Source organism: Helicobacter sp. 23-1048, assembly GCF_053654545.1.
In genome coordinates, this window is sequence record NZ_JBSIUT010000001.1 from 1,088,684 (window position 1) to 1,105,146 (window position 16,463).

Sequence of the window (16,463 nt, forward strand, 5' to 3'; positions counted from 1 at the left end):
CAAGGAGAAAATATGGCAACCGTAATTCGTTTGACAAGAATGGGGCGCAAGAAAAAACCTTTTTATCGCATAGTCGTTACAGATTCTCGTAAGAAACGCGATGGGGGCTGGATAGAATCTATCGGGCATTACAATCCACTAAGCGAACCTGTGGTGATAAAGTTTGATGCAGAGCGATTAGCGTATTGGAAGAGTGTGGGGGCGAAGATGAGTGAGCGCGTAAGCAAGATAACAGCCTCAAAGTAGGTATTGCATTGTTTAAAATCTAAATAAATACACAAAAATTAGGAAAATATGGGTATGGTAGAGACTTTTGTTGAAAAATACACGCAAAAAATTGTAACAAAGCCAGATTGCATAAAAATCCAAAGCCGTGTGGATAAAGATTCCAAAGGTCTAAGTTTTAAAGAGATTTGTATTTTTGCTCACCCTAACGATGTGGGACGGCTTATTGGCAAAGAAGGCAAGATGATTGGTTCGCTTAAAACGCTCATATCAGGAGCAAAAGCCAAAGATGGACAAAACTATAAAATCATCATCAAGCCCACACAGCAATGAGTCTGTCTGCTTGGATACACAAAATCAAAAACTCCTTATTGGCATATTTGGTCGTAGTATCGGCATAGATGGAAGTTTGCGACTTTTTATATACAGCGACTTTCCTCAAGTGTTAAAGAAGGGGCGTGAGTTTCTTAGCTCCTCGTTGCAATATCCCACGCTTCACATTCGCTCTTGTGTGTTTCCAAAGGCATTGTTAGATTCTCATATATCAGAATCTACCCGCACAAAAGAGTTTGCCAAAATCGCCTTTGAAGAAATTACCACTAAAGAGCAAGCGCAGATTCTCACAAATCATAAACTTTACTCCACTTTAGCGCAAAGCAAAGAGCAGTGTGAGCTTGGTGATGGGGAGTTTTTTTGGTGTGAGATTATTGGGTGTGAAGTAGTTGAAGATTCTTTGTTGCTTGGGGAAGTGAGCGATATTGAGCGCATTGGAGATATTGATTATTTGTGTGTGAAGTCCTGTGTCCCTAATGCGCCAAAGAGTTTTTTACTCCCTTATACACAACGATATATTATAACCACTGACATACAAGACAAGCGTATAGAAGTGCGCTATGGGCTTGATATTTTGCGGAGTAGTTGAATGCTTCAATATAGTTTTTTTACGCTTTTTCCTCATCTCATTGCGCCGTATTTTGAAGATTCTATACTAAAGCGTGCGATTGATAATGGGTTGATAAGCGTTGAATGTATTGATTTTAGAGATTTTGCACAAAATATGTATAAAAAGGTTGATAATCCACCGATAAGTGGCGGAGCAGGGCAGGTTATAGGCTTTGAAGCGTTGGCTTATGCCTTACAAGGGTATCTTGATACTCATATTATTTTTTTAAGTCCCTGTGGCAAGCCATTCACGCAACAAGATAGTGTGCGACTAGCTAAAAAAAATCATATCAGTTTTGTTTGTGGGCGGTATGAGGGCTTTGATGAGCGATTGGTGGAATCTTTTGGCGATGAAGTGTTTAGCGTGGGGAATTTTATTTTGACGGGCGGGGAGCTTGGTGCGTTATGCCTTGCAGATTCTATTGCGAGGCAGGTAAGCGGTGTGCTTGGCAATGAAGAGTCGTTGCGCGGGGAAAGTTTTGAATCCAATATGTTGCAATCTTTAAGTTTTGCAAAAAATTCATCAAAAATGCAACAAAATTTACAAAAATTTACAAATTTTTATGTTCCTTTAGAATTTTTAAAGGGAAATCATAGTAAAATCACGGATTTAAAAAACCGCTTAGCAATGTGTAAGACTAAATATTTTCGCCCAGATTTGTGGCGTAAGCGCACAAAGCAGGGCAATTAAGGAAGCATAAATGAAAAATCGATACATACAAAATTTTGAAAAAGCGCAAATTGGTGATAAGAAAGTCCCAGAATTTAAGGCTGGAGATACTTTGCGACTTGGCATTAAGATTCAAGAGGGCGACAAAAGTCGTATCCAAAACTTCGAGGGTGTGTGTATAGCTATACACGGTGGGAGTGTGGATACAACTTTTACCGTGCGTAAAATTGGCGCGAATAATGTAGGAGTGGAAAAGATTTTCCCATTGTATAGTGAGAGTTTAGATTCTATACAAGTATTACGCAAGGGGCGCGTGCGCAGAGCAAAGTTGTATTACTTGCGTTCTCGCAGTGGCAAGAGTGCTCGTATTAAAGAATTGCGCAAAGAGGTAAAATAAGATTCTTTAAAAAGCGTTAATGTAATATTTAGCGTGATTTTATGATAAATTGTGCTTTATAAAATTATTAAGTTTAAGGATTCTTAAGTGGATTTTATCAAACAAATTCCAGCAATAACCTTACAAAAAGACAGCGTGAGTGGGGATAGCACGACAAAGCAATCAAGTGATTATGTCATCACCGAGCAACGCATCGCGCTGTATCTCAATGGACAAAAACTCCTCTCTACAATGTCGCTCCCAAAGGACCAAGACGCCCACGCGGTAGGATTTTTAATGAGTGAGGGCGTGATAGAATCTGCCAAAGACATTACGCATATCGAAGTGGCACAAGATGGCTTGAGTGTGTCTGTGGAGGCAAAAATCAATGAGGAAAAAATCGTCAATCTTTTCCACGAAAAGACGCTTACTTCTGGGTGTTGTGTAGGAGTGAGTGCAAATTTTGAGGGAAAAATTATCCAAAAATTCATCTCCACGCCACTTCATTTGCCACTTCCCCGCTTGTGGAATCTTATTGAAAACTTTGAAGTAGATAGCGATTTGTTTGCTAAGACAGGTTGCGTGCATAGAGCGATACTTGTGTTGAGCGATGAAAGTAGGATTGAGAGCGAAGATGTGGGGCGACATAATGCCATTGATAAAGTCGTTGGCAAGGCACGCTTGCAGGGCATTGATATTAGCGAGGCGGTTTTGGTAGTGAGTGGGCGACTTTCTATGGAGATGGTTATAAAGGCAGCGATGCACGATATTGCGATTGTGATTTCGCGCTCTGCGACTACGGAGCTTGGTATTAAAGCAGCCGCACTGCTAGGAATCACGCTTGTTGGCTTCGCACGAGGTAATCGATGTAATATTTATACCCACCCGTATAGAATCTTAGGCGAGCAAGGTATGGTAGATTCTCATAATAAGACAACCAAAGCCAAAGAGAGAGAAAAGGAAGCAAAAGAGCTGTTTTGCAATATGTAGTCGTGTTTGTTGAAATATAATGCAAAATTTTATAAGAAAAATGCGAATTTAAGTGTATTTTAAGGCTTTATAACGCACAATTTTGATTATTTTACTTAAAAAGGATTAGAATGAAAAAATTATTTTCTTTTCTATTGCTTAGTGCATTTTTAGGATTTGTAGGTTGTAGTAGTGGCTCTAAAACGCCAGAAGACGCGGCGATACGCATTGCTAAATACACTATTGATGGCGATATTGATAAAGTGATAAAAGAAGTTCGCGACAGAGATGGCAAGCCATTTGGTGATAAAGAGAGAATCGCGCTTATGAATCAAAAACTCGCAAGCATTAGTGAGCAATGGAAGCAAAATGGCGAGGTTAAAGCCATTAGGACGCAGAATCTTGAGTATAAAGAAGACACCAAAGCAAGCGTGGAAGTGGTGGTAGAATTTAGCAATGGAGCGGTTGAAACGGAGCGATATAGCAATATTTGGCTTATCGATGGAGAATGGCGCGTAGTGTTTATGTTTTAGTGGGTGTGAAGCATTGCATAACTTAATAAAGTCAATCATTGGGAGATAGATTGCGAGTTGGTGAGCCTTTCCACACATATAAAAAACTTGCTATCGTATTTGCCATAGCACTTATTGCTTGTCTTTGTGTGTTTGGCATTGTTTTTAAGCCTAATCAAAGCACCAAGAGAACTCCAGCGGACATTGAGCCAATCGCATTAAAAATTAGCCAAAATGCGGAAGTTGGGGATTTAATTTTCCGCAAGGGGCTAAACACTGAGAGCGATATTATCACATATATTAGTCATTCTCCTTTTTCACACATTGGTATGATTGTTTCATTAGAGCCACTTTCTGTCATTCACGCGACTACCGATGATGATAAAAATGCGCCAAATCAGGTGATTATTAGTTCGTTAGAAAATTTTTTATCGCAAGCACAAGCAGTTGGGTTAAGGAGGCTTGACTTACCACAAGAGATTCGCACTGCTATGGCTCGTGATTCCTTGCGTTATCTTGCTAAGCCTTTTGTGCTAAGCACGGATTCTACGCGTTTTTATTGCACGACATTTTTGCTTGAAGTCATTTCACAGCAAACAGAATTTGAGGTGGATTTTATCAATGTAGATTTTGCATTTTTGGGTGGAGAGTATTTGTTTCCGAGCGCATTTTGGAATCACCAAAAAACACTCAAAGTCCTTGAAGTAAGCGAATTTTAGATTTTTATAATGTATTGTAGCCTAAGTTTTATCAATGAGAAACAAATCTTAAAACACGCATTATCCAAACTTTTAGTATAATTTTCGCATTTTTAATGAGACTTTGGAGTGAAAATGAGAAAATATGTTGTAGGCATTGTGGGTGCGAGTGGCGCAGTGGGAGAGGAGATTCTAAAGATTTTAGAAGAGCAAGACTTCCCCGTAAAAAAAATCGTGCCTCTAGCGAGTGCGAGAAGTGCTGGCGAGCTCGTAGAATTTAAGGGCAAGAACTATGAGATTATAGAGACTACTGATGAAGTGTTTGCTAAGCAGGGCATTGAAATCGCGTTTTTCTCTGCTGGTGGGAGTGTGAGTGAGCGATTTGTGCCCTCAGCAGTGCGTGCAAAAGCCGTAGTGATAGATAATACGAGCTTTTATCGTATGGATAGTGATGTGCCATTGGTTGTGCCTGAAGTTAATCCACAAGACATTGCATTGTGGGAGAAGCGTGGAATCATCGCTAATCCAAATTGCTCGACAATCCAAATGGTGCAAGCCTTAGCCCCACTACATAAAGAATTTGGAATCACGCGCGTAGATGTAAGCACTTATCAAGCGGTCTCTGGTGCGGGAAAAAGCGGAATGGAGGAGCTTGTCTTGCAAATGCAAAAATTCTTTGCCTTTGAGCTAGATTCTACTTCACCAAGTGTTTTCCCACATAGAATCGCACTTAATGCTATCCCACATATTGATGTATTCCAAGATAATGGCTACACCAAAGAAGAGATAAAAATGATAAAAGAAACACAAAAGATTATGCACGAGGATTTTGCGATAAGTGCTACTTGTGTGCGTGTGCCGATTTTGCGAAGCCATAGCGAAAGCATTAGCATAACTTGCAAAAAAGAAGTAACTTGCAAGCGCGCACAAGAAGTGCTAAAATCTGCACCAAATATCGTGGTGCTTGATAATCCAAGCGCAAATCTCTATCCAATGCCAAGTGTCGCCACTGATACCGATGAGACTTATGTGGGGAGAATCCGCGTGGATTGCTTTAATCCTCATATTTTGCATTTTTGGTGTGTCGCTGACCAGATTCGCGTGGGTGCAGCGACAAACGCGGTGAGAATCGCACAAAAATGGATTTCATTGCAAAAGGATAAATGATGATTTTTATCGATGCGTGCTTTAAGAAGCAAACGCCCTATATGCCTACTTGGCTAATGCGTCAAGCAGGGCGATATTTAAGTGAATACAAAGCGACAAGGGCGCAGGCAGGGAGCTTTTTAGATTTGTGTCAAAATGTCGCATTAGCGAGCGAAGTTACACTCCAACCTGTGGATATTTTGGGCGTTGATGCGGCGATTTTGTTTAGTGATATTTTGGTTGTGCCATTAGAAATGGGATTGGATTTGCAGTTCCTTGCGGGTGAGGGACCGAAATTTTCACAAACTATCCAAAGCGATAGTGATATAGATAGGCTTAAGGTTGGCGCGTTTCGGAATCTCGAGTATGTGTATGATTGTGTGAGTTTGACTCGCTCAAAACTCCCCAAAGATAAAGCACTTATTGGGTTTTGTGGCTCGCCTTGGACGCTGGCGACTTATATGATTGAGGGCGAGGGGAGCAAGACTTACACAAAGAGCAAAAAAATGCTCTATACCAATCCCAAACTTTTGCATAAACTTCTTGCAAAATTGAGCGATGAACTCAAAGGCTATCTCTCTAAACAAATAGAATCTGGCGTAAATGCGGTGCAGATTTTTGATAGTTGGGCGGGTGCATTAGAGTGCAGTGCATATATGGAGTTTAGTTGGCGTTATATGAGCGACATTGCGCATTTTTTAAAGGGCAAGTATCCACACATTCCTGTAATGCTATTCCCCAAAGGAATTGCTGGCTTTTTAGAGCATATCAACGGGGATTTTGATGTCTTTGGCGTGGATTGGAGCACGCCTATGGAGCTTGTGAAAGCAAAACTTGGAAGCAAATATGTCTTGCAGGGGAATCTAGAGCCCGCGAGATTATATGATAAAGAGGCGATGATAGCAGGTGTGGAGGAGATTTTACGCGTGGTGGGTAATGAGCCCCATATCTTTAATCTCGGGCACGGAATGTTGCCAGACTTGCCAAGAGAGAATGCCATAGATCTTATACAAATCGTGCGCGAAAAGACAAAGCGTTAAGCGTGAATTTAGAGTGTTTTGCCAAGTAGATTCTCAACGCCTATTTTTATCATCTCATAGACCATTTCAAACCCCTCCACATCGCGGAATCCATACGGGTCTGGCACATCTTTATTATCCAATCCAAACTCGCCAAGTTTTCGCACTTTAGCAGATTCAAACCCGAGATTGAGAATATCGCGGTAATTTTGAGAATCTAGCGCGACAACCATATCAAACTCCAAATCGCTATACACGCTAATTTGTCTCCCGCGCAAGTCATCAATGCTAAAGCCGTGCTTTTTAGCGACATTGCGTGAGCCATCGCAAGGTGGCTCATCGATATGCCAGCGACTTGTCCCAGCGGAGTCAATGCGCAAACCCAAATCGTGCTTTTTGTTGATTTCTCGTGCAATCCCCTCCGCAAGAGGCGAGCGACAGATATTACCAAGACAGACAAAGAGAATGGAGTGGGGCTTTGGTGTGGGCATTTGGATTCCTTATAAATTTTTGCAATTATAGCTAAACAAGCGCGCAATGCAAAGTCAAAACACCAAAAGCGATAAAATATTTAATAAGATTTGATTTGCTAGATTTATAAGAATCTAACAAATCAAAATTTGTAGTTTTTTATGGCGTCATTTGCGAGTTTTGTTAGGCTGTATTCTGATTTTAACAATACAATGACTGCGATGGTTAAAATACTTGAAATAACACCGCCCATAAAAATCCAATAAACTGGAAGACGAGATGGATAACCACCCTTCAATGAATTTAATATATCAGGGAAAAACTCAGGAATTATAAAAAATAAAACTCCAACAAATATTTTAAATCCTATGCTTTTAATTTTTTTAAAAATAAAATAGCCAAACAAGGTATAGGCAATAAACAATAGACTAAATATCCAAGTAATGTATTTGTATGAATCGACTAGAGTGACATAGCAAAGTATACCTATAAGTCCAAATATCGCGATAGCAGGGATTGTAAGCATAAATCTTACAAAAAAGCTTTTTTCAAACAATAATCCTTTGGTATTATTTTTTAAACTCTGCACCTCGTATCGTCCATTGAATGTAGGTGTAGCACATACTACGACTTCATCGCCATCACTTATGGGATTATTGCCATTCCATACAAAACTTGTATTGCCAATGTCGAAATATGTAGAATGATTGTGTGTGGTAGTTATTTTGCCACCACCAGAAACTACACCAAACATATTTGTGTTGACACTTACGCGACCACTTGTATCACTTACCACTTCTTTGTTGCTATTACTTACAATGCCACTAAAAACAAAATCATCAACATTATCTGCACTAATTTTTTGCTGATTTACATTTGGTTTGAGATTATTATTGTTTGCGTTTGGAATTTTTTTTGGTATATTTCCGAGCTGATTTATTAAACCAATAGCTCCCAATCCACCCAAACTACCAGCCAGATTCCCTAAATTACCCAAAGTTTGCCCTAGTGCATTGTTGTTTTGTTTAGATTCGCTGCTAGATTTACCACTTTTGATGATGAAAATATCCACCGCCTTGCCATTTTCAATCTCAAAATCCACTTCACAACCATTGATATTTTGCACATCTTGTAGATTTTTGATTGCACCTTCATCGTAGTAGTATCTCACGCCATCTTCACCACGAATCGCCCCTTGTCCTAAAATTTTGCCTGTCAATTTGAAATCCTTGCGTTTGAAATTTTAAAATGCGTATTTTAGCAAATGGGGGGGGGTGTCAAGTGGTTGGCGCAAAAAATTGCTATTTTTACAAACAATGATGAGAGATTGAGCGAATTTATCCAAAATAGCCAACAAACACAACTAAATCAAAATCGCTAAGCCAAAATAATAAAGCGAAGCGTGGCTACAAAATGGCAGAATCTCCCCATATTTTGTCGTAATTTTTCTCAATTATTTTAATATTATAATTTTTACACATAAATGACAATCTACTAATAAATACAATTCAAATGTTACTTTTTAATACATTTAAAATAAATATTGAAATATTTAGATTTTTGTTTTACTTTTTTAAACATAATAACTTTATGGACTTCAACTCCAATAAGTCCATAAATCAAACTATAAGGAGTCAATATGAAAGAAATCACGCAAAAAAATGCAAAAGCGAGATTCTACAAATTTGTTTCATTTAGAAATAAATTTTGCCTATATCTCTCGCTTGTGATTTTAGTTTGTTACTATGGTTTTGTAGCAAGTGTAGGATTTTTCCCCGAAGTGTTAGGCTATCGTTTGGGACCTAGCTCTATCACGCTAGGCATTATACTTGGCATTGCGATTATTGCCATAAGTATCGTAAGCACAGGTATTTACACGCTTTTTGCAAACAAATACTTTGACAAAGAGCAAGATGAAATTTTAGAGGATTTAAAAGAGAGTGGCGCATTAGAAGAAATGATAGCAGGCGATACGCAAGGCGCACACCGCGCAAATAAAGATTCCACCAATGGAGGTGTAAAATGAAAAAATTGCTAGTCTTTATGGCATTTATCGCGCTTGGGTTTGCGAGTGTAGCAAACGGCGCAGGATTGGATACGGCGAGCTTCACGCAGGGCGAGCGCAATTACTTTGCCATTGGAATGTTTTTGGTATTTGTCCTTGCCACGCTTGGCATTACTTATTTTTCGAGTAAAAAATCACAATCCGCCGCAGGATTTTACACCGCTGGGGGCAATATCACGGGAATGCAAAATGGCATTGCCATAGCGGGGGATTATATGAGTGCAGCGAGCTTTCTAGGCATTGTAGGGCTTGTGTTTGCAAACGGCTTTGATGGACTCATCTATGCGATTGGCTTTTTGGTAGGGTGGCCCATTGTGCTCTTCCTCATCGCTGAGAAGTTTCGTAATTTAGGCAAATACACCTTTGCAGATATTATCGCCTATCGTTTGGAATCAAAACGCGTGCGCACGATTTCGGCGATTTCTGGCTTAAGCGTGGTGGTGTTTTATCTCATCGCACAAATGGTGGGCGCAGGCGGACTAATCCAAGTGCTTTTTGGATTGCCTTACTCGTATGCTGTCATCATCGTGGGAATCTTGATGATTTGCTATGTAACCTTTGGCGGAATGCACGCCACTACTTGGGTGCAAATCATCAAAGCGTGTCTTTTACTCGGTGGCGCGACATTTATGGCGATAATGATTCTTTATTTAAGCGGATTTGACTTAACGCGTTACTTTGAAATGGCAATTAGCAATCACGCTAAAGGCGCGGCGATAATGGAGCCGGGCACTTTCTTGCCAGACCCTGTGAGCGCGATTTCACTAGGGCTTGCGCTAATGTTTGGCACGGCGGGATTGCCCCATATTTTAATGCGATTTTTCACGGTCAAAAACGCAAAAGAAGCGCGAAAATCGGTGTTTTACGCCACAGGACTAATCGGGTATTTCTACATTCTTACCTTTGTGATTGGCTTTGGGGCGATTGCATTTTTGCTTGGCAACCCTGATTTTATCAATGAAGCAGGGCAATTCACAATCCCGCCAAATATGGAAGCTGTGCTTTTGGCAAAAGTGCTTGGTGGCGATATTTTGCTAGGCTTTATCTCAGCAGTGGCGTTTGCTACGATTCTCGCGGTGGTGGCTGGGCTAGCGATTTCTGGAGCGAGTGCGATAAGCCACGATTTGTTTGTCAATGTCTGCAAGGACGGCAAATGCGACCCAAAAACCGAAATGCGCGTAACAAAGGGCGCGACTATCGGACTTGGAATCTTGGCAATCATTTTAGGGCTTGGCTTTGAGGGGCAAAATGTCGCCTTTACTGTGGGACTAGCCTTTGCTATCGCAGCAAGCGTGAATTTCCCCATAATTTTGCTTTGTATTTATTGGAAAGACTTAACCACAAATGGCGTGCTTTATGGCGGAATCATAGGATTAGTAGCTGTCCTTGCGCTCGTGGTGCTAAGTCCTAGCGTGTGGGTGAGTGTGCTAGGATTTGAGAGTGCGATTTTCCCATATAATCACCCTGCGATTTTTTCTATGCCTCTCACATTTGTGGCGATTTGGGCGATTTCAAAGATGGATGTAAGCAAACGCGCTAAAATCGATAAGGCTGGATTTAGCGCACAAGACTTCCGCGCTCAAAGTGGCATAGGTGCTAGCGAAGCAGTGGCGCATTAAACCTCTACGCTACCGCTATGTTTGCAAGATTCTGTCTTTTGACAGAATCTTGCGCCAGATTTTTAAGAAATTCCTAACTTTTTACTTACTTTAAGCCTTTTTTAAAGTTTTTTTTACTACAATTCACGCTTATCTTTAAATTCACACATACCAATCCTTTAAGTGGTTGCGCGTGCAACAAGTGTGCGCTAATGGGTATGGCGGATAAACCAAACTTACAAACAAGGAGAACAAATGGTAACAATGAAAGATTTGCTAGAATGCGGTGTGCATTTCGGGCATCAAACAAGAAGATGGAATCCAAAGATGCAACGATTTATCTTTGGCGAGCGCAAGAATATCCACATTATTGACTTACAAAAGACCTTACGATACTTTCGATATACTTACAATATCGTCAAGGAATATGCTGCTAGTGGCAAGACGATAATGTTTGTAGGCACAAAAAAGCAAGCAAGCGAAACTATTAGACAATATGCAGATTCTATCAATGCTCCGTATGTGAATTTCCGCTGGTTAGGCGGAATGCTTACAAACTTTAGCACGATTAGAAAATCTGTGCGCAAACTTGAGATTATCGAACAAATGGAAGAAAGCGGACAGATTGACTTACTTACAAAGAAAGAAAAACTTATGCTTATGCGCAAAAAAGATAAACTAACAAAGTATTTGGGTGGTGTGAGATTCCTTAAAGGTGTGCCTGATGTGTTGTTTGTCATCGATGTGGTGAAAGAGAGAATCGCCGTAGAAGAGGCAAGACGACTGAATATCCCCGTAGTCGCGCCACTTGATACGAACTGCGACCCAGACCTTGTGGATTATCCGATTCCGGGAAATGATGATGCGATTCGTTCTATCCAGCTTTTTTGTAAAGAAATCACAGAAGCTATCGTAGAGGGTAGGGCGCAAAATAAGGATAATATAGAGCAAGAATTCACGCAAAATGCACCATTAAGCACGAGTGAAGAGGAAATGCAAGAAGTCATAAAAGAAGCAATCGAAGAGACTTTGAGCGAGAATCCAGAAATGTTAGAAAGTGAGTTGCAAGAGGAAAAAGAAACCAAACCAAAGACAAGAAAGCCTCGCGCAACCAAAAAAGCTAGCACAGCAGAGTAGTGTAAAGGAGCTAGGCAATGGAAATTTCAGCACAATTAGTAAAACAACTGCGCGATATGACTGATGCAGGAATGATGGATTGTAAAAAAGCCCTTGTAGAAGTCGGTGGAGACATTGATAAGGCGGTAGAATATCTCCGCGAAAAAGGACTAAGTAAAGCAGCAAAAAAAGCCGATAGAGTAGCGAGCGAGGGTATTATTAGCGTGGAAGTCTCAAGCGATTTTTCTAAAGCCTCAATGCTTGAGATTAACTCTGAAACAGACTTCGTAGCGAAAAATGATAACTTCAAAGAACTCGTAGCAAAAAGCACAAAAATTGTCTTTGACAATGGCTTAAGCGAGATTGATTCTTTGCATAACGCGAGTATTGATGGCACAAATTTTACGGAGTTTTTACAGCAAAATATCGCTAAGATTGGTGAGAATATTGTCGTGCGCAGGATTGATAGTATCCAAGTGCAAGGAAACGCGATAGTCAATGGGTATGTGCATTCAAACGGACGCGTGGGCGTGCTTATAGCAATGAAGTTTAATAACGCAAATTCTAAGTCAAAAGCAAGCGAGCTTGCAAGAAATCTCTGTATGCACGCTGCAGCGATGAAGCCACAAGTGTTGAGCTACAAGGAGCTTGATAGCGAATTTATCCAAAAAGAAAAAGTTGCACTCATCGCAGAACTTACTAAAGAAAATGAGGAGTTGAAGCGACTTGGCAAGCCGTTACACAAAATCCCACAATATGTAAGCGCGAGTGAGCTCACACAAGAAGTGTTGGATTCTATGAAAAAAGAACTCCAAGAGAATCTTAAAGCACAAAACAAGCCCGAAGCAATTTGGGATAAGATTTTGCCCGGACAAATGGAGCGATTTATCGCAGATAGCACATTATTAGACCAGAGACTTACACTTTTAGGGCAGTTTTATGTAATGGACGATAAAAAGACCATAGCCCAAGTGCTCCAAAGTGTGTCAAAAGAAATCAACGATGAGCTAGAAATCACAAAATATGTGCGCTTTGAGCTTGGTGAGGGTATTGAGAAAAAGGTCGAGGACTTCGCTGCTGAAGTCGCAGCACAGCTTTAATTTTGACACAATATGGCAATGTGGCACTTGAGGTGTGTCGCATTGCTTTAAGAATCTAAATCTCCACAACAAAACAAGTTATTGCTTCCCTAAAATATTTTTCATCATCATTTTGCCTTTTTGTGTGAGCACAGATTCAGGGTGGAATTGCACACCAAAAAGCGCGTAATCTTTGTGTTCTAATGCCATTATTTCATTATCATTACTTCTAGCAGTAACAATAAGCTCTTGTGGCAGAGTGGATTCTACCACGGCTAAAGAATGGTAGCGTGCTACACTTGTCATAGATGGGAATCCTGCAAAAAGTCGTGAGCTTGTATCAAGCGTAACTTGTGAGGTTTTGCCGTGCATTATACTTTTGGCATAGCTTACTTTCGCACCAAAGGCTATGGCGATTGCTTGGTGTCCTAAACACACGCCAAAAATAGGAATCTTCCCCGTGAAGTGTTTTACCACATCTACGCAAATCCCTGCATTTTCAGGCTTACCCGGACCCGGTGAGAGGACGATAAGGCTTGGAGATAGTGCTTCGATTTCACTCAATGTCAGCTCATCATTTCGCACTACACGAATTTCTTGGTGGCTTTCATCGCCTATTTCACGCAAGGAATCTCCGAGCAACTGATAGAGATTATAAGCAAAGCTGTCGTAATTATCGATAAGTAATGTCATTGTTTCCCCATTTTCTTTGTTTTATTAGCTACTTAGATTCTGTTTGTTTTGCCACTTTGTGTCTTTTCCACGGGGCATACCATTTTGGTGGATTATATCGCAATGGCGAGTATTCAAACATCCACGACATATTTTGGACTTTTGCAATATTCCACGATTGTATGTTTTGGTTGAAAGAATGCGCGTGAGCAAACATAAAAGACATATCCCTTACATTAGCGACATTCCACGATACCAAAGGCTGATTAAAGGACTTCGCCTCAAAAAACATATTTGCCATATCTGTAACCTTACTCACATTCCATTTATCTAATGGCTGGTTAAAATTGTGCGCGTAGCTAAACATATTATACATTTTTTCTACTTTGCTGACATTCCAATTATTGAGCGGTTGGTTAAAGGCTTGCGCGTAAGAAAACATATAGCTCATATTTTTAACCTTACTCACATTCCACGATACTAAAGGCTGATTAAAGGACTTCGCTCCGCTAAACAAAAGTGCCATATTTTCCACATTGCTTACATTCCATTTATCAAGTGGCTGGTTAAATGACTCCGCATAGGCAAATAACGAATCCATATTTTTTACATTAGCGACATTCCAAGATTCTAAAGGCTGGTTAAACGATTGTGCTTTGGCAAATGTAGAATCCATATTCGTAACCTTACTCACATTCCATATTTGTATGTCTTGGTTAAATGTAGGTTGGTTGTAAAACATATAGCTCATATTTTTGACCTTGCTTGTATCCCACGATTCTATCCCGCTAAAATCCCTTCTATATGACGCGGAGTGTTCGCATTTTTCTTGTTGTTTTTTTGAAAATGTAGAAATTTTATCACATAGATTTTTCCCATTTTCATCATTGAAATTAGCAAACAAAAAACTCATATCAGTAATTTTGCTCGTGTCAATGTCGCTTAAAGAGACATTTTGATTTTTAAGGAGTCTTACGAGTTTATCTCTCGTGTTGGGGCAGTATTTTTTGGGACAGGAAGATTTAGATTGTATTTGTGAATCTGGCTTAGCATTTGTGCCTAAATCCATATTTTGCAAGTTTTGTATAATCGAGCACCCGTTTATATAGCCTGCTACAACGAGAATCCACGCAAGTGTCATAATGTTATATAAACGCATTTTTACTCCTTAAATCATCTCATTTGAGAATTATTGCACCAAGGCACATCTCTATTTAGAAACAAAAACTCATATCTGTATGCTACTCGTGCTAATCTCGCCTTGTTTAACTTGTATGATTGTAGCATTTTTGGGCTTTAATTAGTGGAATCTAAAAATTTTTTTGCCAGATTCTCGTATTTTTAGGTGTTTTGACTTTATTGTATCCCGTCATTTGCTTCATTGAGTGCATTTAGGACGGCTTTGGCTTTGTTTAGGCACTCTGTATGTTCGGTTTCACCCACGCTATCAGCTACGATTCCCGCACCTGAGCGCACCACAAGCTCATCACCCTTTTTATACACCAGCCGAATCGCAATGCAACTATCCATATTTCCGCTAAAATCCAAATACCCAATCGCCCCGCCATACACACCGCGCGGACTTTTTTCTAGCTCGTTGATAATCTCACACGCGCGAATCTTAGGCGCACCAGAGAGTGTCCCCGCAGGTAGCACCGCGCTAAGTGCATCAAGTGCGTCCAAATCCTCGCGTATTTCACCCAGCACACTTGAAGCGATGTGCATAATGTGAGAGTAGCGCACGATTTGCATATATTTTTCCACCGCCACAGAGCCTATTTTAGCCACTTTGCCAATGTCATTGCGCCCCAAATCCACGAGCATATTATGCTCCGCGCATTCTTTTTCATCGCTCAAAAGTTCGCGCTCTAAGGCTTTATCCTCGATTTCATTTGCCCCACGCGGACGCGACCCAGCGAGCGGATAAGTATGCAAAATCCCATTTTGAAGTTTGGTAAGCGTCTCAGGCGAAGCCCCAGCCATTTCGATACAATCGCTACTAAAATAAAACATATACGGCGAAGGATTTGTGCTACGCAAGATTCGATAAGTATCAAAGAGGCTACCACTCGCCTTTGCGCGAAGTGGGTTGCTAAGCACCACTTGGAAAATATCGCCCTCTTTAATGTAATCCTTTGCTCTCTCTACCATAGCACAAAATGCGTCTTGCGTGAAGTCTGGCGTAATGTCGCTTGTGAGTTTGAGTGGCAATGGCGGAGGAATTGTGCCTAATGCCTTGCGTTTTGTGAGAATCGCGCATAAATTTTCGAGCTTATCTTGCGCCTTTTGGTAAGAGTTTTCCAAATTATCAAGGGCGACATTTGTGATAAGGACGATTTTTTGGCGCAAATTATCAAAGGCGATGAGCGAATCAAAGAGCATTAAATCTATGTCGTTAAACGGGCTAGATTCTGTGTTTCGCGCAGAATCTGCAAACATTTTATCTAATTTAGGCTCGCTATATCGCAAATATGAATATGAAAAATACCCCACAAGTCCGCCACAAAATGGGGGCAACGAATCAATCTTTGGGCTTTTGTATTCCGCGAGAATCTCGCGTATTAGTGCATTTGGATTGCCATTATGTGCGGGAGATTCAACGCCATTTAGATAGACGATTTCGCCCTTCGCGGTGATTTCTAGCGTTGGCTCAAATCCCAAAAAGCTCCATCGCCCCCATTGCTTCCTATCCTCCACGCTCTCAAGCAAAAATGTATGCGTGGAGTGTGATTTTAAAATCCGCATAGCTTCTATGGGTGTGATAAAGTCGCTCAAAAGCTCCATTGCCACGCTTACACGCTTATATATGTGTAGATTTGGAATCGCACGGATTTCACTAATCGTAGGATAGATTTGTGGCATTTAGTTTCCTTATGTTTAAGTGATTTGTGTGTGAATTATAGCA

19 protein-coding genes are annotated in these 16,463 nt (G+C 40.5%); 14 read left to right on the forward strand and 5 right to left on the reverse strand.

Annotated elements, in window-relative coordinates; translation table 11 throughout:
* The first annotated feature begins 12 nt into the window (after nucleotides 1–12).
* The 10 genes from rpsP to hemE all read left to right on the forward strand — a co-directional run bounded on the left by rpsP (nucleotide 13) and on the right by hemE (nucleotide 6,578).
* Nucleotides 13–246 (forward strand): 30S ribosomal protein S16, encoded by a 234-nt coding sequence (gene rpsP, locus ACWIWK_RS05355; RefSeq protein WP_454151509.1) that lies wholly within the window; start codon nucleotides 13–15, stop codon nucleotides 244–246.
* Nucleotides 247–300: 54 nt separating this feature from the next.
* Complete coding sequence (locus ACWIWK_RS05360; RefSeq protein ID WP_454151511.1) at nucleotides 301–558, forward strand: KH domain-containing protein; 258 nt, start codon at nucleotides 301–303, stop codon at nucleotides 556–558.
* Nucleotides 515–1,147 carry a ribosome maturation factor RimM gene (rimM, locus tag ACWIWK_RS05365; protein WP_454151513.1) on the forward strand — a complete coding sequence of 211 codons (633 nt, stop codon included), beginning with the start codon at nucleotides 515–517 and terminating at the stop codon, nucleotides 1,145–1,147. The genes ACWIWK_RS05360 and rimM overlap by 44 nt, the downstream gene beginning before the upstream one ends.
* Nucleotides 1,148–1,858: a tRNA (guanosine(37)-N1)-methyltransferase TrmD gene (gene trmD / locus ACWIWK_RS05370; RefSeq protein WP_454151515.1), complete on the forward strand. Its 711-nt coding sequence runs from the start codon at nucleotides 1,148–1,150 to the stop codon at nucleotides 1,856–1,858.
* Nucleotides 1,859–1,868: 10 nt separating this feature from the next.
* On the forward strand, nucleotides 1,869–2,234 hold the full coding sequence (rplS, locus tag ACWIWK_RS05375; RefSeq protein ID WP_454151517.1) for a 50S ribosomal protein L19: 366 nt from the start codon (nucleotides 1,869–1,871) through the stop codon (nucleotides 2,232–2,234).
* An 87-nt stretch (nucleotides 2,235–2,321) separates the two neighbouring features.
* On the forward strand, nucleotides 2,322–3,203 hold the full coding sequence (fdhD, locus tag ACWIWK_RS05380) for a formate dehydrogenase accessory sulfurtransferase FdhD (RefSeq protein WP_454151518.1): 882 nt from the start codon (nucleotides 2,322–2,324) through the stop codon (nucleotides 3,201–3,203).
* Between the two features lie 110 nt (nucleotides 3,204–3,313).
* Nucleotides 3,314–3,715: a DUF4878 domain-containing protein gene (locus tag ACWIWK_RS05385; RefSeq protein WP_454151520.1), complete on the forward strand. Its 402-nt coding sequence runs from the start codon at nucleotides 3,314–3,316 to the stop codon at nucleotides 3,713–3,715.
* A 50-nt stretch (nucleotides 3,716–3,765) separates the two neighbouring features.
* Complete coding sequence (locus ACWIWK_RS05390; protein WP_454151522.1) at nucleotides 3,766–4,413, forward strand: YiiX/YebB-like N1pC/P60 family cysteine hydrolase; 648 nt, start codon at nucleotides 3,766–3,768, stop codon at nucleotides 4,411–4,413.
* Between the two features lie 114 nt (nucleotides 4,414–4,527).
* A complete protein-coding gene (locus tag ACWIWK_RS05395; protein WP_454151524.1) occupies nucleotides 4,528–5,559 on the forward strand; it encodes an aspartate-semialdehyde dehydrogenase in 1,032 nt (343 codons plus the stop codon).
* Nucleotides 5,559–6,578, forward strand: coding sequence for a uroporphyrinogen decarboxylase (gene hemE, locus ACWIWK_RS05400; protein ID WP_454152032.1), 1,020 nt, complete (start codon nucleotides 5,559–5,561; stop codon nucleotides 6,576–6,578). Before ACWIWK_RS05395 ends, hemE begins: the two co-directional genes overlap by 1 nt.
* An 8-nt stretch (nucleotides 6,579–6,586) precedes the next feature.
* Here hemE and ACWIWK_RS05405 read toward each other — a convergent pair whose 3' ends face one another.
* On the reverse strand, nucleotides 6,587–7,048 hold the full coding sequence (locus ACWIWK_RS05405; RefSeq protein WP_454151525.1) for a low molecular weight protein-tyrosine-phosphatase: 462 nt from the start codon (nucleotides 7,046–7,048) through the stop codon (nucleotides 6,587–6,589).
* 122 nt (nucleotides 7,049–7,170) lie between these two features.
* Nucleotides 7,171–8,247: a hypothetical protein gene (locus tag ACWIWK_RS05410; RefSeq protein WP_454151526.1), complete on the reverse strand. Its 1,077-nt coding sequence runs from the start codon at nucleotides 8,245–8,247 to the stop codon at nucleotides 7,171–7,173.
* A gap of 420 nt (nucleotides 8,248–8,667) precedes the next feature.
* Between ACWIWK_RS05410 and ACWIWK_RS05415 the strand changes: the two genes are divergently transcribed.
* The 4 genes from ACWIWK_RS05415 to tsf all read left to right on the forward strand — a co-directional run bounded on the left by ACWIWK_RS05415 (nucleotide 8,668) and on the right by tsf (nucleotide 12,907).
* On the forward strand, nucleotides 8,668–9,054 hold the full coding sequence (locus ACWIWK_RS05415) for a DUF485 domain-containing protein (RefSeq protein WP_454151528.1): 387 nt from the start codon (nucleotides 8,668–8,670) through the stop codon (nucleotides 9,052–9,054).
* On the forward strand, nucleotides 9,051–10,712 hold the full coding sequence (locus ACWIWK_RS05420; protein ID WP_454151530.1) for a cation acetate symporter: 1,662 nt from the start codon (nucleotides 9,051–9,053) through the stop codon (nucleotides 10,710–10,712). Before ACWIWK_RS05415 ends, ACWIWK_RS05420 begins: the two co-directional genes overlap by 4 nt.
* Nucleotides 10,713–10,946: 234 nt before the next feature.
* Nucleotides 10,947–11,828 (forward strand): 30S ribosomal protein S2, encoded by an 882-nt coding sequence (gene rpsB, locus ACWIWK_RS05425; protein WP_454151532.1) that lies wholly within the window; start codon nucleotides 10,947–10,949, stop codon nucleotides 11,826–11,828.
* Between the two features lie 17 nt (nucleotides 11,829–11,845).
* Complete coding sequence (gene tsf / locus ACWIWK_RS05430; RefSeq protein WP_454151534.1) at nucleotides 11,846–12,907, forward strand: translation elongation factor Ts; 1,062 nt, start codon at nucleotides 11,846–11,848, stop codon at nucleotides 12,905–12,907.
* Between the two features lie 78 nt (nucleotides 12,908–12,985).
* Here the strand turns inward: tsf and ACWIWK_RS05435 are convergent, their stop codons facing one another.
* The 3 genes from ACWIWK_RS05435 to ACWIWK_RS05445 form a co-directional block, all read right to left on the reverse strand.
* Nucleotides 12,986–13,579 carry an anthranilate synthase component II gene (locus ACWIWK_RS05435; RefSeq protein ID WP_454151538.1) on the reverse strand — a complete coding sequence of 198 codons (594 nt, stop codon included), beginning with the start codon at nucleotides 13,577–13,579 and terminating at the stop codon, nucleotides 12,986–12,988.
* Between the two features lie 28 nt (nucleotides 13,580–13,607).
* Nucleotides 13,608–14,717, reverse strand: coding sequence for a BspA family leucine-rich repeat surface protein (locus ACWIWK_RS05440; protein WP_454151540.1), 1,110 nt, complete (start codon nucleotides 14,715–14,717; stop codon nucleotides 13,608–13,610).
* A gap of 197 nt (nucleotides 14,718–14,914) precedes the next feature.
* Entirely contained in the window at nucleotides 14,915–16,420 is a 1,506-nt protein-coding gene (locus ACWIWK_RS05445; RefSeq protein WP_454151542.1) for an anthranilate synthase component I family protein, read from the reverse strand.
* Nucleotides 16,421–16,463 lie beyond the last annotated feature (43 nt).